This is a genomic window from Pseudomonas sp. G11, from assembly GCF_029457515.1.
Taxonomy (GTDB): domain Bacteria; phylum Pseudomonadota; class Gammaproteobacteria; order Pseudomonadales; family Pseudomonadaceae; genus Aquipseudomonas; species Aquipseudomonas gorinensis.
The window spans coordinates 325731-347443 of sequence record NZ_CP120377.1 but is presented as its reverse complement, the minus strand read 5'-3'; the positions used below and the strand labels follow the sequence as shown (position 1 = coordinate 347443).

Here is a 21713-nt window from a genome sequence, read left to right as displayed (position 1 = left end):
ATGAAGCTAGCGATGACACTGCGCACTCGATTGTTCTTGAGTATCTCCGCGCTGATTACCGTCGCCTTGCTGGGGTTGATCCTGGGCCTGGTCAGTGTGATGCAAATGGCCAAGAGCCAGGAGTCGCTGATCCGCAGCAACTTCATCACCCTGGACCTGGGCCTGAAGTTGCGCCAGACCCTGGGGGACCAGTTGATCCTGATGCTCAGTGAGCATCCGGACCTGGCGGCCCTGCAAACCTCCAAGCAGCACTATTTCGAGCTGCTGGACCAAGGCATCGCCCATGAGGAACAAGATGGCCTCGCCAGCGGGTTCAGCCAGGCGCGAATTGACTACCAGAACTTCCTGAAGGCTTTCGAGGATTCCCAACAAATCTCGCTTGCCAACAATAAAAACGAAAAGCTCACCGAAACCTTCAATGCGTTGCGCAATGGCCTGCTCGCCGAGCACAAGCGCGCCTTGGAGAATATCAACACCAGCGAGCACAAATCCCGTGGCCGTGCGTTGTTGATCGCAGGCCTGCTGGGGCTGGTCGGCCTGGCGGTGTTGATCATCGGTTTCGTCACCGCCCATGGCATCGCACGGCGCTTTGGCGGGCCGATCGAAGCGTTGGCCAAGGCGGCGGACAAGATCGGGCAGGGCGATTTCGAAGTAACGCTGCCCATCTCGTCGGCCGCGGAGATGAACCAACTGACCCGCCGCTTCGGCATCATGGCCGAGGCATTGCGCCAACATCAGGCAACCAATGTCGACGAGCTATTGGCCGGCCAGCAGCGCTTGCAAGCAGTGCTCGACAGCATCGATGACGGGCTATTGATGATTGACCGCCAGGGCCGTCTGGAACACCTCAACCCCGTCGCACAGCGCCAGTTGGGTTGGGACGAGGAGCGTCTTGGCCAAGGCTTGAGCGAAGCGCTGGGGCGCCCTGAAATGGATGAACAGCTTCAGTTGGTGCTGCGCGGCGGCAACCTGGAGCGGGCGCCCGAGGACCTGGAAGTGGAGGTCGAAGGTGAATTGCGCCTGCTGACCTACAGCCTGACGCCGGTCAGCCATACCCAAGGCCACATCCTCGGCGCCGTGATGGTGCTGCATGACGTGACCGAGCAGCGCGCCTTTGAACGGGTACGCAGCGAATTCGTGCTACGCGCCTCTCATGAACTGCGTACGCCAGTGACCGGTATGCACATGGCATTTGGTCTGTTTCGCGAGCGCGCGAAGTTTCCTGAAGACTCGCGGGAAGCGGACCTGCTGGATACGGTCAATGAAGAAATGCAGCGCCTGATGCAGTTGATCAATGACCTGCTCAACTTCTCGCGCTATCAGAACGGTCTGCAAAAACTCACCCTGGGCCCGTGCGATGTCACTGACTTGCTGGAGCATGCGCGTGCCCGCTTCGCTGAACCGGCGAATGCGCAACATATCGAATTGCTGGTTGAAGCCCAAGCCGACTTGCCGAGGTTGTATGCCGACCAGGCTCAGCTGGAGCGCGTGCTCGATAACCTGTTAGGCAACGCCCTTCGCCATACCGCCGAAGGCGGGCAGATTCGCTTGCAGGCCCGGCGACATGGCGAACGGGTGATTATCAGCGTCGAGGACAATGGCGAAGGTATCGCCTATGGCCAGCAAGGCCGTATCTTCGAACCCTTCGTCCAGGTGGGCCGCAAGAAAGGCGGCGCCGGCCTCGGCTTGGCGCTGTGCAAGGAAATTGTGCAGCTGCACGGCGGTCGCATGGGCGTGTACTCGCGGCCGGGGCAGGGCACGCAGTTCTACATGGCACTGCCCTTGTAGGCGCCTGGCTCGCAGTGGCGCGAGTGCTGTCGAAGGGTCGCGCCGTCCCGCTGTGTGTAGCCGTCACGGGCTTGCGGGGGCGCCACAAGCACGCTTGTTCGCAGATTCAACGGCGATTCAGGGCGCGCAGGATCGCGGCGCTTTCCGCATCCGGTGTGCCATCGAACAACGACGGCCGGAAGTGCATCTGGAATGCCGCGATCACGTGGCGCGTGGCGACATCCAGCTCGCCGGTCTGCGGCGTCTGGTAGCCCAGGCGAGCCAACTCTTCCTGGAACCAGGTGATGCTCGGCAGATCGGTGGTGTACTGCAACTGGAAGCGGGCGACGGCCTGCGCATCGGGCCAGATCCCCAAGCCCTCGTCAGCCAGGCGCTTCCACGGGAACAACGGACCCGGATCCAGCTTGCGCAGCGGCGCGATGTCGCTATGCCCAATGATATTCCTGGGGTCGATGCCATTGCGTTTGCTGATGTCCTTGAGCAACACCACCAGGGATTTCACCTGGGCTTCGGAATACGGGTACCACACGCGCCCCGTCGGCGTGTCGCGATACCCTGGGTTGACGATTTCGATGCCGATGGAGCTGGAGTTCAGCCAGGTTCGGCCCATCCACTCGCTTTCCCCTGCATGCCAGGCGCGCTGGCTTTCGTCCACCAGCTTATAGATGGTGGCAGAGGCGTCGTCGCCGATCAGATAATGGCTGCTGACCTGACCATGCGTGAGCAAGGCCAGGGAGCGCTCAAGGTTGGTGGAGGTGTAATGCACGACAACGAATTGCACACGGTTGTCGTGGTTCACGGAAGGGTGGCTGGTGTCCAGACGCGGGCCACTGGCGCAGCCGGCGAGCAGGAGAAACACAAAGGCGAAGCACAGGGATTTCATGGCGGAAGACAGTACGCTGAAGACAATAATGCAACAGTGTAACGTACGGCTTCTTGCCTGGCGGTCAAATTACAAAATGGAACATCTTTCAGGCCGCCTGCACCTGGTTACGCCCTGCCGCCTTAGCGCGATATAACGCCTCGTCGGCGCGCTTGAGTGCCAGCTCACTGCGTTCGCCAGGCTGGAACTGCGCCACCCCCATCGACACCGTGATTGTCACCGGCTCGCCCTTGAAGTGAAACGGACAGGCCTCGATAGCAGCGCGCAGCATGCCACCCACCGCCAAGGCATCCGCCAGGGATGAGTCCGGCATCAGCAAGACAAACTCCTCACCGCCAAAACGCGCGATGAAGTCGCCCGGACGCAGGCGCTTGCGCAATACGTTGGCGATGATCTTCAACACCTTGTCACCCGCCAGGTGACCATAGCCGTCGTTGATGCGCTTGAAGTGGTCGAGATCCAGCATCGCCAGCGACAGGCTGTTGCCACGCTGATGCCAGATGTTCACCTCATGGTCCAGGCGCTCGCTCCAGGCCGCACGATTGGGCAGGCCGGTGAGCGGGTCGATCAGGGCCTTCTGGCGTTGCACCTCCAGGTGCTCGCGATAGCCCTGGGCCTCCTGTTCCATATTGGCGACGCGCTCCGCCAGCCCCTTGAGCCGCGTGGACAATTCCTGCTCGCGCTGGTCGCGCTGCTGCTGGTGTTCATCCATGGTGCCGAGCAAGCCTTCAAGGTGGCTTTCGAGCACCTTCTTGAGACTGTCCAGGTCAGCCGCTTCCTGCACGCTGCTTTGCAGGCCGTCGACCTGCTCGCGAATCTGCGTGTCCAGCTCACGGGCTGCTGAGCGGCTGTCGGCATGGCCGTCGCTGGCCACCTGCAAATGCCCCTGGAACGCTTCGAGCCGCTCGTTCAATTGCTTGAGGTAAGCCTCGAACTCATGCTGGCCGCTGTCGGTGACCGCCAGCATCAGCACGGCCAGGTCATCGAGAATCGGCAGCAATTCGTACCAGTTCAGCCCATGGGCCAGGCGTTCGCGCATGGCTTCGGCCTGGGGCCGATGGCGTTCGGGGAGGGACAGGTCTTCCAGCAGACCGAGCAATGTGTCTTCGATGTGCTTGGCCACGGAGCTGTAGGACGGCTCAGGCGAATCGGGCAGAGCGTAGACGCCATCCGATTGCAGCTCGTCAGGATCGGCACTCTCCAGGACGGGCGGCAGGGACAGGCTGCCGATAGTGGTCTCGTCTGGCGCATCGACCAGCACCTCGGGCGCTTCGATAAAGGCAGCGAGTGCGCTTTCGGGTGCTGGCTCCTGGATCGCCGGTTCAGAGAACTCGGTCTCAACTGCCTCGATCGGCTGCGCGACAGGAGTGGCCTGGGCCGGAGCCTCGAATACGAAGGTTTCGCTGGCGACTTTCGCGGCACCGGCAACCTCTGCGACCGGTACAGCCTTGACGGGCGCGACTGACACGGCAGGCGCAAGCTGAGGTTGAGGTTGAGGTTGAGGTTGAGGCTCAGGGGCTGCCGGCAGCGGCGCAAAGGCCCGCAAGGCTTGGGCCAACTCTTCGGATTGTGCAGGCGCTTGGGGTGCTGGTTCGGCTGCGACCTGGGTAGCAACAGGCGGCGGCGCGGACGGCGGCGGCGCTGGTTCGCCCACTGGCGCCTCAGTGCTGGCCTCCCGAGTGCCAAACAGGCGCTGCAGCAGGCCCGGCCCGGAGCGCGTGGCTTCACCCTCCGGCTCCAGATTATTCAACGCTTGCCCTTGCAGGGCGCTCAACTCACTGAGCAACAGCGGAATCTCGCGCGCCTGGCCGACACGGCCATCCAACTGCTTAGCGAAGGTTTTCAGCGGGCGCGCGACTTCACGGGGCAGCGGCAGTTTTTGCAACTGCGTCACCAGGGCCGTCAGCGCAGCACCCATCTGGTCGACACGCGTTTCGCGGCGCTGCTCTGAATCCAGCACGGCTTTTTCCAGTCGTGGCAACAAGGCAGCAAGGGCGGCGTCCATATCATCTGTGCGCACGACATCGCGCATTTCCTTCATGCATTGATCGACCGCGCGGTCGGTGCCCTCAGCAGCCAGCGTGCTGCGTACCAACCCTCGGCGCAGCAGGTCGAGGCGAGAGGCCCAGCGACGTTCGAGCTTTTCTTGTTGCTCGATGCTTAACAGGTATTTTTCTTTCCAGCGCTGGGCGTCGTCGCTCATGCAAGGGGTCCGCGAGGGCCGGGGCTCAACGCGGGCAATGCATCAACCGTGAGCGAACCCGGCAGACGAATCTCTACCGCGACCGGCAGGTGATCGGAGATAGGCTGCGCCAGCACCTGCACACTTTCGAGTGTGAGGGTCGGGCTGAGCAGGATATGGTCAAGACAACGCTGCGGACGCCAGCTGGGAAACGTGGCTTCGACTTGCGGCGCCAGTAGCCCTAGGTCCCGCAACGGGGAATTCTGCAGCAGGTCATTGGCATGGGTGTTCATGTCACCCATCAGCACTTGATGCTTGTAGTTGCCAATCAACTCGCGCACGTAGGCCAGTTGCAGGTTGCGCGTACGCCCCCCGAGCGCCAGGTGCATCATCACCACCACCAAGGCCTCCGGCCCTTCACCGAAACGCACGAGAATCGCTCCCCGGCCCTTGGGGCCCGGCAGTGGGTGATCTTCGATGGCGGTCGGTTTAAGGCGGCTCAGCACACCATTACTGTGCTGCGCCAGACGCCCGAGGTTGCGATTGAGTTGCTGATACCAGTAGGGGAAGGCACCGAGCTGAGCCAGGTGCTCGACCTGGTTGATGTAGCCCGAGCGTATGCTGCCGCCGTCAGCCTCCTGCAAGGCGACCAGGTCAAAGTCATTGAGCAGGTTGCCGATCTTTTGCAGGTTACCGGCGCGCCCATTGTGAGGCAGCAGATGCTGCCAGCCACGGGTCAGGTAGTGCCGGTATTTTTCGGTGCTGATACCGACCTGGATATTGAAGCTGAGCAGGCGCAACCGGCTATCTGCCGGCAAGCCCGTGGATTCCAGGTGATCCTCATTGACCCGCGCGTCATGCAGGCCAACAACGCGTTCGGTACCCCAGCGGCGCATGACAGGCCCCTTACTTGGCTGCGCGCTCTTTGGCGATCAGTTGGTCGGCAACATTGAGGGTCGCTTCAGGACCACCGGTAGTGCCCAGGTCGAAACGGTATTTGCCGTTGACGATCATGGTTGGAACGCCCTGCACGCCATACTTCTGCGCGAGTTCCTTGGCCTGCTTGATCTGGCCCTGGATGGCGAAGGAATTGAAAGTGGCCAGGAACTTGTCCTTGTCTACACCCTGGGTTGCGACGAAGTCAGCCATTTCATCAGGCTTGGTCAGGCGCTTGCCTTGTTTCTGGATCGCGTCGAAGACGGCGTTGTGAACCTTGTGCTCCACACCCATGGCTTCCAGGGTCAGGAACAGTTGGCCGTGTGCATCCCAAGGGCCGCCGAACATGGCCGGAATACGTTTGAAGTTCACGTCGGAAGGCAATTTCTCAACCCATGGGTTGATGGTCGGTTCAAAGGCGTAGCAATGCGGGCACCCATACCAGAACAGCTCCACCACTTCGATTTTACCGGGTACCGATACAGGTACAGGGTTAGCCAATTCAACGTAGGTCTTACCGGCTTCAAGCGGCACGTCGGCAGCTTGTGCGGTCATGCCGAAGAGGCTGGCAGTGACGAGAGCGGCGCTGAGGATCAGATTACGCATGCTTTACTCCTGGACAAATAAAGTCGCCTCACGCGACCTTTGTTGTGACAGGTCTACGCGGGCATGAGTTCGTTAGTGTAACGGCACCGGCCACAAAAAAGGGCGGCCTAAGCCACCCTTTTTATGCTTGCATCGCGGGATTAATCGAGCGTTAACGTACTGCCCGGATCAGTGCAGGCCCTGGATGTACTGGGAAACCGCTTCGATATCCTTGTTGCTGAGCTTGGCAGCAATGCTCTGCATGATCTTGGTATCACCGTCGTTGGTGCGATTGCCTTCACGGAAGTCAGTCAGCTGCTTGGCGACATACTGCGCATGCTGGCCGCTCAAGTGAGGGAAGCCTGCCGCTGCAAGGCCTGCGCCATTAGGCGAGTGGCAACCGATGCACGAAGGCATGCCTTTTTCAAGGTTGCCACCGCGGAACAGGTCTTGGCCGCGGGCCACCTGCTTGGGATCGGCAGCTCCCACACTGCCTTTCTGGCTGGAAAAATAGGCGGCGATATCGGCCAGGTCCTGGTCACTGAGGTTGGTCAGCAAGCCGGTCATTTCCAGGACCGTGCGCTTGCCGTCCTTGATGTCGTGCATCTGCTTGGTCAGGTAACGCTCCCCCTGGCCGGCCAGTTTGGGGAAGTTCGGTGCCGGGCTATTACCATCCGGTCCATGGCAAGCACCACACACGGCGGCTTTCGCCTGACCCGCAGCAGCGTCGCCTGCAGCATGGGCAACACCGGTGATGCCCAAGGTCAACAGCAGACTCACGATCAGTTTGTTCATCAGCTAATCCAACTACGGCTAAGGGTTTAAGAGTTATCTAACCGGGTTTACTCACCATCATTTCAATAATGGCCTGGTAATCCTCGGGACTGCAGTCCATGCACAAACCACGCGGCGGCATTGCCTTGAAACCCTGGGTCACGTGTCGCACCAGCGTGTCCATGCCCTGCGCCCGCCTGGGCGCCCATGCTGCCTGGTCACCCCGCTTCGGGGCGTTCGGCAGTTGGCCGGCATGGCAAGCCACGCAAACTCGGTTGTACACCGCTTCCGGATCCTGTGTAGCCTGAGCGCCGTAAAGCGGAACCAGGACACCGATAGCAAGCAACCATCTGGTCATACATCGACCTTTTCAGGGTTTGAGAGCGTTTTGCGTTCTAATGCGCAATAAAGGTCTATCGCTCCCGTGAACTTCATCCTTCGCTGGGACAAAGCACACACAAAATCTGCGGCATTATATACTGGCGCTACTGAAACGGAAACGACACCGCTTGCCGCACCCTTTTTCGGCACCGCCCACATCGGAAATCTCATGCAACTCAAGAATCCCATCCTCGGCCTGTGCCAACAGTCCACGTTCATGCTCAGCGCCGCCAAAGTTGACCAATGCCCCGATGACGAAGGCTTTGAAGTCGCCTTTGCCGGTCGCTCCAACGCTGGTAAATCCAGCGCGCTGAACACCCTGACCCACGCCAGCCTGGCGCGTACCTCGAAAACCCCGGGCCGCACGCAGTTGCTCAACTTCTTCAAGCTAGACGATGATCGGCGTCTGGTCGACCTTCCCGGCTACGGTTACGCAAAAGTTCCTATCCCGTTGAAGCTGCACTGGCAGCGTCACCTGGAGGCTTACCTGGGCGGCCGGGAGAGTTTGAAGGGCTTGATCCTGATGATGGACATCCGTCATCCAATGACCGACTTCGACCTGCTGATGCTCGATTGGGCAGTCGCCAGCGGCATGCCAATGCATATCCTGCTGACCAAGGCCGACAAGCTGACCTACGGCGCCGCCAAGAACACGCTGCTCAAAGTGCAGGCCGAAATCCGTAAAGGGTGGGGTGACGCGATCACCATCCAGTTGTTCTCAGCGCCAAAGCGCATGGGCCTGGAAGACGCCTACACCGTGCTGGCCAGTTGGATGGAATTGGCAGACAAGGGGGCGGAAATCGCCGAGTAACTTTTCGACGGGCAAAAAAAACCCCGGACTTCGTATGGGGAGGGGAAGTTCGGGGTTCAAGTTCCGGACCGCTAGGGCGGGGTCCAGATATCTGCCAACACTTAACACAACATAGGAGCATTGAAGGGCTTCACCACCCATTCAGTAACTCTGAGTCGCATTTCATGAGTTAAGTTCCTGCCCGCCCAAAAAACTATTGGCAATAACTGACATCACTTTCGGATCTAACGCGCTCAGCCGCCACGCTGGGTGGCGGCAAAGCCCCGAAATCAGTGGGCTTCGTCCCAGTTGTCGCCCACACCCACTTCCACCAGCAAGGGCACATCCAGTGTCACGGCCTGGCTCATGTGCTGACGAATCTCCTCACGCACTGTATCGACCAGGTCTTCGCGAACCTCCAGCACCAATTCATCGTGCACCTGCAGGATGACTTTGGCGTCCAGGCCCGACTCGGCCAGCCAGTGATCCACCGCCACCATGGCTTTCTTGATGATGTCCGCCGCCGTGCCCTGCATCGGTGCGTTGATCGCCGTCCGTTCGGCACCCTTGCGCAGCGCCGGGTTCTTCGCGTTGATGTCCGGCAGGTACAGGCGACGACCAAAAATGGTCTCGACGTATCCCTGCTCGGCCGCCTGGGCGCGGGTGCGTTCCATATAAGCCAGCACGCCAGGGTAGCGGGCGAAGTAGCGGTCGATATACGCCTGGGATTGCTTGCGGTCGACGCCGATCTGCTTGGCCAGGCCAAACGCGCTCATGCCGTAGATCAGGCCGAAGTTGATCGCCTTGGCGCTGCGCCGCTGGTCGGTGGTCACCGCATCCAACGCCACCCCGAATACTTCGGCAGCGGTAGCCTTGTGCACATCCAGGTCATTACGGAAAGCGTGCAGCAGGCCTTCATCCTTGGCCAGGTGCGCCATGATCCGCAGTTCGATCTGCGAGTAGTCCGCCGCCAGCAACTTGTAGCCTTTGGGCGCGATGAACGCCTGGCGAATCCGCCGGCCTTCGGCGGTGCGGATCGGAATGTTCTGCAAGTTCGGGTCACTGGACGACAAACGCCCGGTTGCCGCCACCGCTTGGTGATAAGACGTGTGAATACGCCCGGTGCGCGGGTTGATCTGCTCTGGCAGGCGGTCGGTGTAGGTGCTTTTGAGCTTGCTCATCGAGCGGTATTGCATCAGCACCTTGGGCAGCGGGAAATCCTGGTCGGCCAACTCGGCGAGCACCGCTTCGGCGGTCGACGCCTGGCCCTTGGCGGTCTTGCTGAGCACCGGGTGGCCGAGTTTTTCGTAGAGGATCGCGCCCAATTGCTTGGGTGAGCCAAGGTTGAATTCCTCACCCGCGATGGCAAATGCCTCACGCTCCAACTCGACCATCTTGTTCCCCAGCTCAACGCTCTGCACACCGAGGAGCTTGGCATCCACAAGCGCACCCTGGCGTTCGATACGCGCCAACACCGGCACCAACGGCATTTCGATATCCGTCAGCACCGAGGCCAGGCTTGGGATAGCCAGGAGTTTTTCATGCAGGGTCTGATGCAGGCGCAAGGTCACGTCAGCATCTTCTGCGGCATATGGGCCGGCTTGTTCGAGGGAGATCTGGTCAAAAGTCAGCTGTTTGGCGCCTTTGCCGGCGATATCCTGGAAGCTGACGGTGGTGTGACCCAGGTATTTCTGAGCCAGGCTGTCCATATCATGGCGGGTGGCGGTGGAATCCAGGACGTAGGACTCGAGCATAGTGTCGTAGGCAATGCCCTGCACCGAGATGCCGCATGCCTGATCACCGCCGATAGCGCAGTTGGCCAGGATGTTCATGTCGAACTTGGCGTGCTGGCCGACCTTGAGCTTGCTCGGGTCCTCGAGAATCGGCTTGAGTGCGCGCAGCACCGTGTCACGGTCCAGTTGCTCCGGTACGCCCATGTAGGAATGGGTCAGCGGGATGTAGGCGGCTTCATAGGGCTGGACTGCAAACGACAAGCCCACCAATTGCGCCTGCTGGGCATCAATGCCAGTGGTCTCGGTGTCGAAGGCAAACAACTTGGCGTCGCCGAGCTTCTTCAACCACACGTCGAAACGCGCCTGGTCGAGGATGGTTTCGTACTTGAGCGCGGTATCGACGAGCGGCGCATTCTCCACAACCGGAGCCGCCACCTCCAGCCCAGAGCGCTTGGCGTCGCGTTGCACTTCGTCGAACCAGCTCTTGAACTCCAGGAGGGTGTACAACTCCAGGAGCTTCTCGCGATCCGGCTCGATCAGGTGCAGGTCATCCAAGCCCACATCCAGCGGTACATCGATCTTGATGGTTGCCAGCTGGTAGGACAGGAACGCCATCTCCTTATGCTCCAGCAGCTTGGCCGGCAGCGTCTTGGCACCACGGATGGGCAGGGTTGGCACGATATCCAGTTGCTCGTACAACTCTTTCAGGCCGCCATTAACGCCCACCAACAAGCCAGAGGCGGTTTTGGGACCAATGCCTGGAACCCCTGGAATGTTGTCGGACGAGTCGCCCATCAGCGCCAGATAGTCGATGATCTGCTCCGGAGCGACGCCAAATTTCTCCTTTACGCCCTCCACATCCATGGCGCTACCGGTCATGGTGTTGACCAAGGTAATGTGCCCGTCCACCAGTTGCGCCATGTCCTTGTCACCGGTCGAAATCACCACCGGGCGGTCAGCGGCCGCGCTGCTGCGGGCCAGGGTGCCGATGACATCATCGGCCTCGACGCCTTCGACGCACAGCAAAGGGAAGCCCAGGGCGATCACGCTCTGGTGCAGCGGCTCGATCTGCAAGCGCATGTCATCGGGCATGCTCGGACGGTTGGCCTTGTACTGCGCGTACATATCGTCGCGAAAGGTCCCACCCTTGGCGTCGAACACCACCGCGAACGGGCTGTCCGGGTACTGCTTGCGCAGGCTCTTGAGCATGTTCAACACGCCCTTGACCGCACCGGTCGGCAGGCCTTTGGAGGTGGTCAGCGGTGGCAGCGCATGGAAGGCGCGGTACAGATAAGAAGAACCGTCCACCAGGACGAGGGGTGCTTGGCTCATGAGCAGGATCAACCTTTTCGGCGGGTCAGGCGCTAGAATAGCCGGACCAATGAAAACAAAGGGACAAGGTTATCATGCGTACATTCAATCGCCTGCTGTTGACCGGCTTGTTTGCATTCGCTCCGCTGGCCGCCATGGCGGCAGACACCGCCCCTTCGGGCGACCCGGAAGTCACCATTCGCACGGAAGGCGACCGGACTATCCAGGAGTACCGCCAAAACGGTTTCCTGTACGCAATCAAGGTGACCAAGAAAGGCTTTCCACCGTATTTCCTGGTGCGCGCGGACGGAACCGATGCGAACTTCATCCGCTCTGACCAGCCGGATATGCTGATCCCTTCATGGAAGATCTTCGAATGGAAATGATTTCTTAACTTTAATCGGCGCTGCTCCCCGCAGCGCCCGTAATGGCAGTTTTAACCATGTCTGTGTTCACCCCCCTGGCTCGGCCCGAGCTGGAAACCTTTCTTGCCCCCTATGGGCTCGGCCGCCTGCTTGACTTCCAGGGGATTGCCGCTGGTAGCGAAAACACCAATTTTTTTATCAGCCTGGAGCAAGGCGAGTTCGTCCTGACCCTGGTTGAACGCGGCCCGGTCGCAGAAATGCCGTTCTTCATCGAACTGCTCGACGTGCTCCACGACGCCGACCTGCCCGTGCCCTACGCCCTGCGCACCACCGACGGCGTAGCCTTGCGCGAACTGGCCGGTAAACCGGCGTTGCTGCAACCGCGCCTGGCCGGCAAGCACATCAAGGACGCCAACGCCCAGCACTGCGCCCAGGTCGGCGACCTGCTCGGCCATCTGCACTTGGCGACGCAAGGCGAGAAAGTGCTGGAACGCAAGACTGATCGCGGGCTGAACTGGATGCTCAGCGAAGGCGCGCAGCTGATTTCGCACTTGAACGATGCACAGCAAAGCCTGCTGCAAGCTGCATTGACTGAAATCGAGGCCCACAAGGTCGAGATCCTCGCCCTGCCGCGCGCCAACGTTCACGCCGACCTGTTCCGTGACAACGCGATGTTCGAAGGCACGCACCTGACGGGCTTGATCGACTTCTATAACGCCTGTTCGGGGCCAATGTTGTACGACGTGGCGATCGCCCTGAATGACTGGTGTTCGGATGCCGACGGCGTGATAGATGGGCAACGTGCCCGTGCGCTGCTGGGTGCCTACGCAGGGCTACGGCCGTTCACCGCCAAGGAGGCCGAGTTGTGGCCGACCATGTTGCGCGTGGCCTGCGTGCGGTTCTGGCTGTCGCGCCTGATCGCCGCGGAATCCTTTGCCGGGCAAGATGTGTTGATCCACGATCCCGCCGAGTTCGAGCATCGGTTGGCGCAACGCCAGCAGGTCACCGTCCACCTGCCATTCGCGCTCTAAGGACCCACCCGGTCAAAAATGTGGAAGGGGCCTGCCCCCTCCCACATTTGATCTTGGTTGAGGCTTACAACGACTCCAGGCAACCTGCCAGGTCATTCCCCAACTTATCCAACACCTGCTCGTAACCCTGGGCCGAAGCCGGGGTGTAGCCGCCCAGTGCATCCAGTTCCGCCAGTTTCACCGGCAAACCGGCCACCAAGGTCTCGGCAAGGCGCGGGCGCAAGGGTGGTTCACTGAACACGCAGGTCTTACCGACTTCCTGCAAACGCGTACGCATCGCCGCCACATGCTGGGCGCCGGGTTGCACTTCGGCCGCGACGCTGAACACACCGGCGTGCTTGAGCCCATAAGCGTCTTCAAAGTAGTCGAAGGCCTCGTGGAACACGAAGTAAGGTTTGGCACTGACGCCTGCCATACGCGCTTTCAGGCGCGCGTCCAAAGCATCCAGGCGGCCATCAAACGCTTTCACGTTGCTCTGATAACGCTCGGCATTCTCCGGGTCAACGGCGCTGAGGTCCGCAGCCATGCGCGCGGCGATGACCCGCGCGTTGACGGTCGACAGCCACAAATGTGCATCCAGGCTGCCCGGGCGGTGATCGTGGTCATGTTCGTCAGCATCATCGGCGTGAGAATGGCTATCTTCGGCGAAACGACGCAATTTCATGCCCGGCAGGTCCTGCACCGCCACGGTTGCCGCCGTACGGCCCTTGAGCACGCGGGGCAGGAAGCTTTCCATGTCCGGGCCGATCCAATAGAGCAAGTCCACCGATTGCACACGCCGTACGTCGGATGGGCGCAAGGCGTAGTTATGGGGCGACGCGCCTGGCGGCAACAGCACCTCTGGAATGGCCACACCCTCCTGCACAGCCGCGGCGATCAGTTGCAGCGGCTTGATGCTGGTCAGCACCTTGACCTCGGCCTGCGCGGCACCGGCAATGAACAAACTGGCGGCAAATACGACAAAAACGGGAAAAAGTCGGGACACGATGACCACTCAATGGCGTAGGAACGGGTAACATAATAACGTCTCTATCAAATGTCTGTCGCCGCTCATGCCTATAACACCGCTTGCCAGCCGTCCCCACGACCACTCTCACTGCGTGCATACCGCGCTGTCGGAAGCCGATACCCTGTGCGCACAGAAGGGCTTGCGCCTGACTGCTTTGCGCCGGCGGGTGCTGGAGCTGGTGTGGCAAAGCCACAAGCCACTGGGCGCCTACGACATTCTCGGCGTGCTCAGCGAGCAGGACGGGCGCCGCGCCGCGCCGCCCACGGTGTATCGCGCACTGGACTTCCTGCTGGACAACGGCCTGGTACACCGCATTGCCTCGCTCAACGCCTTTGTCGGCTGCAATCACCCGGAACACGCCCACCAGGGCCAGTTCCTGATCTGCCGCAAGTGCCACGCCGCCATCGAGCTTGAACAAAAAAGCATCAGCGACGCCATTATCAAGAGTTCCGCCGATGTCGGCTTCAAGGTGGAAGGGCAAACCGTCGAAGTCGTCGGTCTCTGCTCCGGTTGCCAGGGGGCTTGATGAGCAATGCGCTAATCCGCCTGGAGCAGGTCGGGGTCACGTTCGCCGGGCAAAACGTGCTGGATAACATCGCACTGAGTGTGGAGCCGGGGCAGATCGTCACCCTGATCGGCCCCAATGGCGCCGGCAAGACTACCCTGGTGCGCGCTGTCCTCGGCCTGCTCAAGCCCGACACTGGCAGCGTGTGGCGCAAGCCCAAGCTGCGCGTCGGCTATATGCCACAAAAACTGCATGTGGACCCAACGCTGCCATTGTCCGTGCTGCGTTTCCTGCGCCTGGTACCCGGCGTGGACCGCACCCGCGCGCAGGCGGCGCTCAAGGAGGTCGGCGCTGAACACGTGATCGACAGCCCGGTGCAAAGCATCTCCGGGGGCGAAATGCAGCGCGTCTTGCTGGCCCGCGCCCTGTTGCGCGAGCCTGAACTGCTGGTGCTCGATGAGCCGGTACAAGGCGTCGACGTCGCTGGCCAGGCCGAGTTGTACAGCCTGATCACCCGCCTGCGCGACCGCCATGGCTGCGGTGTGCTGATGGTTTCCCACGACCTGCACCTGGTGATGAGTACCACTGACCAGGTGGTGTGCCTCAACCGTCATGTGTGCTGCTCCGGCCACCCGGAACAGGTCAGCGGCGATCCGGCGTTTGTCGAACTGTTCGGCAAGAACGCACAGAGCCTGGCGATCTACCACCACCATCACGACCACGCCCATGACCTGCATGGCGCCGTGGTCGACGATCCCGCGACACCTCACACCCACGTTCATGGAGATAGCTGCAAGCATGGCTGATTTTCTGCTCTACGCCCTGCTGGCAGGCTTGGCTCTGGCGCTGGTGGCGGGCCCCCTGGGTTCGTTCGTGGTCTGGCGGCGCATGGCTTACTTCGGCGACACGTTGTCGCATGCCGCGCTGCTGGGCGTAGCCATGGGTTTTCTGCTGGACGTCAGCCCAACCATCGCCGTGACGGCAGGCTGCCTGCTGCTGGCGGTACTGCTCGTGACCCTGCAACAGCGCCAACCGCTGGCCTCCGACACGCTGCTGGGCATCCTGGCGCCGAGCACGCTGTCCCTGGGCCTGGTGGTGCTGAGCTTCATGCATGAAGTGCGCATCGACCTGATGGCCTACCTGTTCGGTGACTTGCTGGCAATCAGCCCAACCGACCTGGCCTGGATCCTCGGCGGCAGCGCAGCCGTGCTGGTGCTGCTGGTGAGCCTGTGGCGGCCACTGCTGGCGATCACCGTGCATGAGGAGCTGGCCACCGTCGAAGGCTTGCCCGTCCCCGCTCTGCGCATGGCGCTGATGTTGTTGATCGCAGTGGTGATCGCTGTCGCGATGAAGATTGTCGGCGTATTGTTGATCACATCGCTGCTGATCATCCCCGCAGCCGCCGCCCAGCGTCACGCCCGCTCACCGGAGCAGATGGCGCTCGGCGCCAGCCTGCTGGGGATGCTTGCGGTATGCGGGGGCCTGGCGCTGTCCTGGTTCAAGGACACCCCGGCAGGACCGTCGATTGTGGTCACGGCCGCCGCCCTGTTTCTGCTGAGTTTTGTCCTGCCCCGTCGAGGGGTGTAGACTTGCTCGCTTTTTGCGCAAATAGAGAGTCGCAGGAATGAAGCCGTTCACCTCCCGTTATCTGCTCCTTGCCGCATTTTCCCTGCTGCTGGGCGCCTGTCAAAGCACACCGCCCGCCGCCCCCGAGGCGCCTGACGCGCGCGCTGCGGCCATCGCAAAGCTGGAGCAAAACCTCGCCAGCAGTGAGCTGGCCACCGCCGAAGACCAGCTCGCCGCATTGCAGGCCGAGTCGCCCAACGACCCAGCGCTGGAGGCGTACCAGCGCCAATTGGCCGAAGCCTATCTGCAACGCAGTCAAATCGTATTGCAAAAAGGCGATGTCAACGCCGCCGCCACCGCCCTGAGCCGCGCCCGTGCATTGATGCCCAAGGCCCCGGCGCTGACGGGTGGGGTAAACAGCGCCATCACCCACGCCCGCAAAGCCGAGCTGGACAAAGCCGAGGCCGCCCTGAAAGCCGCCGAAACCAAACCCGTCGCCAAGGTCATCGACCCGTCCGCCCAAAGCACTACCGTAGCGCTGAACCTCACCGATATCGAAGAACTGCGCCATCAACTGGACGCCATCGCGACCGATGTCGTGAATTACCAGTGTGAAGTCAGCCTCCAGGTGCCACGCACCCAGGATTACCCGTGGCTGGCCACGCTGCTGACCAAACGGGTGAAGCGGATTGATTCGGGGTATGACCTGAAGATTCAACGGCAGATTCTGAAAAACATCTCGGCGCAGGTTGTGCTGACTCCGCGTAAGGCGGAATGACGCATCGGGGGCAAGCGCCCTCCCACATTTGGAATACATTTCAAATGTGGGAGGGACGGTGCGACGATTCGACTTGCCCCCGATGACGATCTAACAAACAACCAAAAAATCAGGCCGGGATCGCCTTGGCCTTCGGCTCACGATCCCAAACCCGATGCTGGGCAATCGCGGCAAAAAACGCCTTGAACGCTTTCGCATCCGAACCAACGATCAACCCCGCATCCGCCTCAAGCTTGAGCAAATCCAGCAATGGCTTCGCGTCACTGGCCACCGTGATCGCTTTCAGATGCTTGTAGGCTTCCAGCAGGAAGTGCAACGCCACACCATCACCGCTCAAGGCTTTCACCGAGTCTTTCCCGCCAGGCACGAACACCGCGTCAAACGCAATGGACGGCATGCCTTCCATCGACGCATCCACCTTCAGGCTCTTGCCATCAGCCGTCTTCACCGGCGCCGAAGTCGGCCCCAACAGCTTGGCATGGGCACCCTCAGCTTCCAGCGCCTTCTTCAGCGCATCAATCGCTGTGCCATCCACGCCATCAGCGGCAAGGATCGCCACTTTGCGCGTCTTGATATCGCCCGACAGCAGGTTCACCTGGCTCAGCGCCGGCGACTCTTTCAATGACGTCTTGCGTGGCGGTACCGTGCCCTTGGTCGGCGCCGGTAAACCGAGGTTCTGCGCCACGCGCTTGGCCAGTTCCAGATCGATATTGGCCAGAATCTCGTTGACCTGGCGCGCACGGATAAACTCACGCTCCACCTTACCCAACTCGAAGCTGTAGGCCGCGATGATGTGCTCTTTCTCATGGTGGCTCATGCTGTTGAAGAACAGCGTGGCTTGGGAAAAGTGATCGCCAAACGACTCACTGCGTTCACGGACCTTGTTCGCGTCGACCCGCTCATAGTAGGTCTCAAAACCGCCATCCTGAGCGGCTGCCGGGGTTTCTTTGGGCCAGCCGCCGTCAATCGAGTTCGGCTCGTAGGCCGCACGGCCCTTGTCGATCACCGTGCGATGCTGGGCGTCGCGCTGACCATTATGGAAAGGCACTACCGGCCGGTTGATCGGCAGCTCATGGAAGTTCGGCCCTCCCAGTCGGCTGATCTGGGTATCCGTGTAGGAAAACAGACGGCCTTGCAGCAGCGGGTCGTTGGTGAAGTCGATGCCTGGGACGATATGGCCAGGGCAGAACGCAACTTGCTCGACTTCAGCGAAGAAGTTGTCCGGGTTGCGGTTAAGCACCATCTTGCCCAGCGGGGTGATGGGCACCAGCTCCTCGGGGATGATCTTGGTCGGGTCCAGCAGGTCGAAGTCGAACTTATGCTCGTCTTCTTCGGCGACGATTTGTACACCCAGCTCCCACTCAGGGTAATCGCCACTTTCGATGGCTTCCCACAGGTCGCGGCGGTGGTAGTCGGTGTCTTTACCGGCAAGCTTTTGCGCCTCGTCCCACACCAGCGAGCAGGTGCCGACCTTTGGATGCCAGTGGAACTTCACGAAGCTCGACTTACCTTCGGTATTGATCAAGCGGAAGGTATGAATACCGAACCCCTGCATGGCGCGCAGGCTTTTTGGAATGGCACGGTCGGACATTGCCCACAGCACCATGTGTGCCGACTCCGGCTGCAGCGAGACAAAATCCCAAAACGTATCGTGCGCCGAGCCGCCGGTAGGAATCTCGTTGTGCGGCTCAGGCTTTACCGCGTGCACAAAGTCAGGAAACTTGATCGCATCCTGGATGAAAAATACCGGCATGTTGTTGCCCACCAGGTCGAAGTTGCCTTCGTCGGTGAAGAACTTCACGGCAAAGCCCCGCACGTCGCGCACGGTATCGCCCGAACCACGCGGGCCCTGCACCGTAGAAAAGCGCACGAACACCGGGGTTTTATGCTCGGGGTTCCGCAGGAAGCCAGCCTTACTCAGCGCTGAATGGTTTGCATAGGTCTGGAAATACCCATGGGCGCCCGTACCACGGGCATGCACGATGCGCTCCGGGATACGTTCGTGATCGAAGTGCGTGATTTTCTCACGCATGATGAAGTCTTCCAGCAGCGACGGGCCGCGGGCGCCGACTTTCAACGTGTTCTGGTTATCGGAAATCTTTACGCCTTGGTTGGTACGCAGCGCCTGGCCGGTCGCGTCGGAACGGAACGCCTCCAGGGCCTGCAGCTTGGCGTTGGTGTTGCCACGGTCCAGGGTATCGGTACCCGCGAGTTCACTCTTCGGCGGGGTAGCTGGCTTCTTGGTACTCATCAGACAAAACTCCTTATTCAAAGTGGCCAGAGCGGTCCCCGGCTCGTTTGAGCAAAACCCCAGGCACGGCACCTGGGAAATCGCGTTGCTTAAGTAGTGACTGACGCAGTTTTGTACCGTTCCTTTTTTATGACCTTTGATCGCGTTATTGCCAAATCGCTGGATGAATGCGAAATAAATGCTAAGAAACGCTATACGGACAGGCTAAAATGCGCGCCCGGCTAACCGCTGATCCCTTTTCCATGCGCCCCACAAGGTTCGCTACGTGATCGAGTTTCATAACGTCCATAAAACCTACCGCGTCGCCGGTAAGGATATCCCCGCACTGCACCCCACCAGCCTGCGCGTAGAGAACGGCCAGGTGTTTGGCCTGATCGGCCATTCGGGTGCGGGTAAAAGCACCCTGCTGCGCCTGATCAACCGCCTGGAAGAACCCAGCGGCGGCCAGATCAATGTCGACGGTGAAGAAGTCACGGCCCTGGACGCCAACGGCCTGCGTCGTTTCCGCCAGCAGGTCGGGATGATCTTCCAGCACTTCAATCTGCTGGCCTCCAAGACCGTCGCCGACAATGTGGCACTGCCGCTGACCCTGGCCGGCGAATTGTCCCGCAGGGAAATCGACCAGCGCGTGGCCGAATTGCTCGCTCGTGTCGGGCTGTCGGACCATGCCAGGAAATACCCGGCGCAGCTGTCCGGCGGCCAGAAGCAGCGCGTCGGTATCGCCCGCGCCCTGGCGACCAAACCCAAGATTCTGCTGTGCGACGAAGCCACCAGCGCCCTCGACCCGCAGACCACCGCCTCGGTCCTGCAATTGCTGGCCGAGATCAACCGCGAGTTGAAACTGACCATCGTGCTGATCACCCATGAAATGGATGTGATCCGCCGCGTGTGCGACCAGGTCGCCGTGATGGATGCCGGCGTGATCGTCGAGCAAGGCTCTGTGGCCGATGTGTTCCTGCACCCCAAGCACGCGACCACCAAGCGCTTCGTGCAGGAAGCCGAGCAGGTCGATGAAGGCGAGCAGCGCGATGACTTCGCCCACGTACCAGGCCGTATCGTTCGCCTGACATTCCAGGGCGAAGCGACCTACGCGCCGCTGCTGGGTACCGTCGCTCGCGAAACGGGGGTGGACTACAGCATCCTCGCCGGGCGTATCGACCGCATCAAAGACATCCCCTACGGGCAACTGACCCTCGCCGTCACCGGCGGCGACATGGAAGCGGCCTTCGCGCGCTTCACCGCCGCAGACGTCCACATGGAGGTCCTGCGCTAATGGAAGTCCTGTTGAGTTTCTTCGCCAATATCGACTGGTCCGAAATCTGGCTCGCCACCGGCGACACCATGACCATGTTATTTGGCTCGCTGTTCTTCACTGTGCTTCTCGGCCTGCCACTGGGCGTGCTGTTGTTCCTGTGCAGCCCGCGCCAGTTGTTCGAACAAAAAGGTGTATACGCGCTGCTGTCGCTGATCGTGAACATCCTGCGTTCGCTGCCGTTCATCATCCTGTTGATCGTGATGATCCCGTTCACGGTACTGATCACCGGCACATCGCTGGGCGTGGCCGGCGCTATCCCGCCACTCGTCGTCGGGGCAACGCCATTTTTTGCACGGCTGGTGGAAACCGCCTTGCGCGAAGTCGACCGCGGCATCATCGAAGCCACCCAGTCCATGGGCGCCAGCACGCGTCAGATCATTACCAACGCCCTGCTGCCCGAAGCCCGCCCCGGCATTTTCGCGGCGATCACGGTGACGGCGATTACATTGGTGTCCTACACCGCCATGGCCGGTGTGGTCGGCGCCGGTGGCCTGGGTGACTTGGCGATCCGCTTCGGTTACCAGCGTTTCCAAACCGACGTGATGGTGGTCACCGTGGTGATGCTGTTGGTTCTGGTGCAAATTCTGCAAACCGTCGGCGACAAGCTGGTGGTGCACTTTTCTCGAAAATAACGGCCATTGCCGGCCCCCGCCGGCACATGCCCGAACAAGGAGCTTGCTGGATGAAAAAACTACTGGTTGCTTTCGCCGCCGTTGCCGCGTTTTCCGCCCACGCCGAGACAATTACCGTCGCTGCGTCGCCGGTACCCCATGCGGAAATCCTCGAATTCGTGAAGCCTGCACTCGCCAAAGAGGGCGTGGACCTGCAAGTCAAAGTCTTCACCGACTACGTGCAGCCGAACGTGCAAGTGGCTGAAAAACGCCTGGACGCCAACTTCTTCCAGCACCAGCCGTACCTTGATGAGTTCAACAAAGCCAAGGGCACTCAACTGGTGAGCGTCGGCGCCGTGCACCTGGAGCCCCTGGGTGCTTACTCGAGCAAGTACAAAAAGCTGGAAGACCTGCCGGACGGCGCCAACGTAGTGATCCCGAACGACGCCACCAATGGCGGCCGCGCGCTGTTGCTGCTGGCCAAGCACAACCTGATCACCCTGAAGGACCCGACCAACATCCTGTCGACCATCAAGGACATCACCGGCAACCCGAAAAAACTCAAGTTCCGTGAACTGGAAGCCGCCACCCTGCCGCGCGTGCTGACCCAGGTCGACCTGGCGCTGATCAACACCAACTACGCGCTGGAAGCCAAGCTGGACCCATCCAAGGACGCCCTGGTGATCGAAGGCAATGACTCGCCTTACGTGAACATCCTGGTAACCCGCGAAGACAACAAGGATTCGGACGCCGTGAAAAAGCTGGTTGCCGCCCTGCACACGCCTGAGGTGAAGCAGTTCATCCAAGAGAAGTACAAAGGCGCAATCCTGCCGGCGTTCTGATCCGACTCGGTCTCCAACACTCTGAAGATCAAAAAATGTGGGAGGGGGCTTGCCCCCGATGGCGGCAGATCAGCCAG

Annotated in this window: 20 protein-coding genes; 11 read left to right on the top strand and 9 right to left on the bottom strand. The window is 60.8% G+C overall.

The annotated features are described in order from the left end of the window. Nucleotides 1-1788 (top strand): ATP-binding protein, encoded by a 1788-nt coding sequence (locus P2T68_RS01550; RefSeq protein ID WP_024072636.1) that lies wholly within the window; start codon nucleotides 1-3, stop codon nucleotides 1786-1788. A 106-nt stretch (nucleotides 1789-1894) separates the two neighbouring features. Here the strand turns inward: P2T68_RS01550 and P2T68_RS01545 are convergent, their stop codons facing one another. From P2T68_RS01545 to P2T68_RS01520, 6 genes are all read right to left on the bottom strand, one after another. Further along, nucleotides 1895-2671: an N-acetylmuramoyl-L-alanine amidase gene (locus tag P2T68_RS01545; RefSeq protein WP_024072635.1), complete on the bottom strand. Its 777-nt coding sequence runs from the start codon at nucleotides 2669-2671 to the stop codon at nucleotides 1895-1897. Between the two features lie 88 nt (nucleotides 2672-2759). Continuing rightward, the gene (locus P2T68_RS01540) at nucleotides 2760-4874 is read right to left on the bottom strand and encodes a diguanylate cyclase (protein ID WP_069074943.1); all 2115 of its coding nucleotides are present in this window, start codon (nucleotides 4872-4874) and stop codon (nucleotides 2760-2762) included. Further along, nucleotides 4871-5749 carry an endonuclease/exonuclease/phosphatase family protein gene (locus tag P2T68_RS01535; protein WP_024072633.1) on the bottom strand — a complete coding sequence of 293 codons (879 nt, stop codon included), beginning with the start codon at nucleotides 5747-5749 and terminating at the stop codon, nucleotides 4871-4873. The genes P2T68_RS01540 and P2T68_RS01535 overlap by 4 nt, the downstream gene beginning before the upstream one ends. A 10-nt stretch (nucleotides 5750-5759) precedes the next feature. Beyond that, on the bottom strand, nucleotides 5760-6395 hold the full coding sequence (dsbA, locus tag P2T68_RS01530) for a thiol:disulfide interchange protein DsbA (RefSeq protein ID WP_024072632.1): 636 nt from the start codon (nucleotides 6393-6395) through the stop codon (nucleotides 5760-5762). 168 nt (nucleotides 6396-6563) lie between these two features. Then, the gene (locus P2T68_RS01525) at nucleotides 6564-7169 is read right to left on the bottom strand and encodes a c-type cytochrome (RefSeq protein WP_024072631.1); all 606 of its coding nucleotides are present in this window, start codon (nucleotides 7167-7169) and stop codon (nucleotides 6564-6566) included. A 37-nt stretch (nucleotides 7170-7206) separates the two neighbouring features. Continuing rightward, nucleotides 7207-7506 (bottom strand): c-type cytochrome, encoded by a 300-nt coding sequence (locus tag P2T68_RS01520; RefSeq protein ID WP_024072630.1) that lies wholly within the window; start codon nucleotides 7504-7506, stop codon nucleotides 7207-7209. A 192-nt stretch (nucleotides 7507-7698) separates the two neighbouring features. Between P2T68_RS01520 and yihA the strand changes: the two genes are divergently transcribed. Then, entirely contained in the window at nucleotides 7699-8340 is a 642-nt protein-coding gene (yihA, locus tag P2T68_RS01515) for a ribosome biogenesis GTP-binding protein YihA/YsxC (protein WP_024072629.1), read from the top strand. A 269-nt stretch (nucleotides 8341-8609) separates the two neighbouring features. On the opposite strand, the gene polA is transcribed toward yihA, so the two are convergent. Next, nucleotides 8610-11384 carry a DNA polymerase I gene (gene polA / locus P2T68_RS01510; RefSeq protein ID WP_024072628.1) on the bottom strand — a complete coding sequence of 925 codons (2775 nt, stop codon included), beginning with the start codon at nucleotides 11382-11384 and terminating at the stop codon, nucleotides 8610-8612. A 74-nt stretch (nucleotides 11385-11458) separates the two neighbouring features. Between polA and P2T68_RS01505 the strand changes: the two genes are divergently transcribed. After that, nucleotides 11459-11749 (top strand): DUF2782 domain-containing protein, encoded by a 291-nt coding sequence (locus tag P2T68_RS01505; protein ID WP_024072627.1) that lies wholly within the window; start codon nucleotides 11459-11461, stop codon nucleotides 11747-11749. Nucleotides 11750-11805: 56 nt separating this feature from the next. Next, on the top strand, nucleotides 11806-12759 hold the full coding sequence (locus P2T68_RS01500) for a homoserine kinase (RefSeq protein ID WP_024072626.1): 954 nt from the start codon (nucleotides 11806-11808) through the stop codon (nucleotides 12757-12759). Between the two features lie 64 nt (nucleotides 12760-12823). On the opposite strand, the gene P2T68_RS01495 is transcribed toward P2T68_RS01500, so the two are convergent. Beyond that, nucleotides 12824-13753, bottom strand: a complete 930-nt coding sequence (locus P2T68_RS01495) for a zinc ABC transporter substrate-binding protein (protein ID WP_024072625.1) — start codon at nucleotides 13751-13753, stop codon at nucleotides 12824-12826. A gap of 58 nt (nucleotides 13754-13811) precedes the next feature. On the opposite strand from P2T68_RS01495, the gene P2T68_RS01490 reads away from it, so the two are divergent. From P2T68_RS01490 to P2T68_RS01475, 4 genes are read left to right on the top strand one after another with little or no spacing between them, the layout of a single operon-like run. Further along, on the top strand, nucleotides 13812-14294 hold the full coding sequence (locus P2T68_RS01490) for a Fur family transcriptional regulator (RefSeq protein ID WP_102624631.1): 483 nt from the start codon (nucleotides 13812-13814) through the stop codon (nucleotides 14292-14294). Then, nucleotides 14294-15079 carry a zinc ABC transporter ATP-binding protein ZnuC gene (znuC, locus tag P2T68_RS01485; protein ID WP_102624630.1) on the top strand — a complete coding sequence of 262 codons (786 nt, stop codon included), beginning with the start codon at nucleotides 14294-14296 and terminating at the stop codon, nucleotides 15077-15079. The genes P2T68_RS01490 and znuC overlap by 1 nt, the downstream gene beginning before the upstream one ends. After that, nucleotides 15072-15860 (top strand): zinc ABC transporter permease subunit ZnuB, encoded by a 789-nt coding sequence (gene znuB, locus P2T68_RS01480; RefSeq protein ID WP_024072622.1) that lies wholly within the window; start codon nucleotides 15072-15074, stop codon nucleotides 15858-15860. Before znuC ends, znuB begins: the two co-directional genes overlap by 8 nt. Nucleotides 15861-15897: 37 nt before the next feature. Further along, nucleotides 15898-16617 (top strand): PA5502 family lipoprotein, encoded by a 720-nt coding sequence (locus tag P2T68_RS01475; protein ID WP_277378936.1) that lies wholly within the window; start codon nucleotides 15898-15900, stop codon nucleotides 16615-16617. A 109-nt stretch (nucleotides 16618-16726) separates the two neighbouring features. Here P2T68_RS01475 and katE read toward each other — a convergent pair whose 3' ends face one another. Further along, on the bottom strand, nucleotides 16727-18889 hold the full coding sequence (gene katE, locus P2T68_RS01470; RefSeq protein ID WP_277378935.1) for a catalase HPII: 2163 nt from the start codon (nucleotides 18887-18889) through the stop codon (nucleotides 16727-16729). 244 nt (nucleotides 18890-19133) lie between these two features. On the opposite strand from katE, the gene P2T68_RS01465 reads away from it, so the two are divergent. From P2T68_RS01465 to P2T68_RS01455, 3 genes are read left to right on the top strand one after another with little or no spacing between them, the layout of a single operon-like run. After that, nucleotides 19134-20141, top strand: coding sequence for a methionine ABC transporter ATP-binding protein (locus P2T68_RS01465; RefSeq protein WP_024072619.1), 1008 nt, complete (start codon nucleotides 19134-19136; stop codon nucleotides 20139-20141). After that, nucleotides 20141-20815, top strand: a complete 675-nt coding sequence (locus P2T68_RS01460; protein ID WP_193690014.1) for a methionine ABC transporter permease — start codon at nucleotides 20141-20143, stop codon at nucleotides 20813-20815. The genes P2T68_RS01465 and P2T68_RS01460 overlap by 1 nt, the downstream gene beginning before the upstream one ends. A 50-nt stretch (nucleotides 20816-20865) precedes the next feature. Beyond that, nucleotides 20866-21636 carry a MetQ/NlpA family ABC transporter substrate-binding protein gene (locus P2T68_RS01455; RefSeq protein WP_024072617.1) on the top strand — a complete coding sequence of 257 codons (771 nt, stop codon included), beginning with the start codon at nucleotides 20866-20868 and terminating at the stop codon, nucleotides 21634-21636. Nucleotides 21637-21713 lie beyond the last annotated feature (77 nt).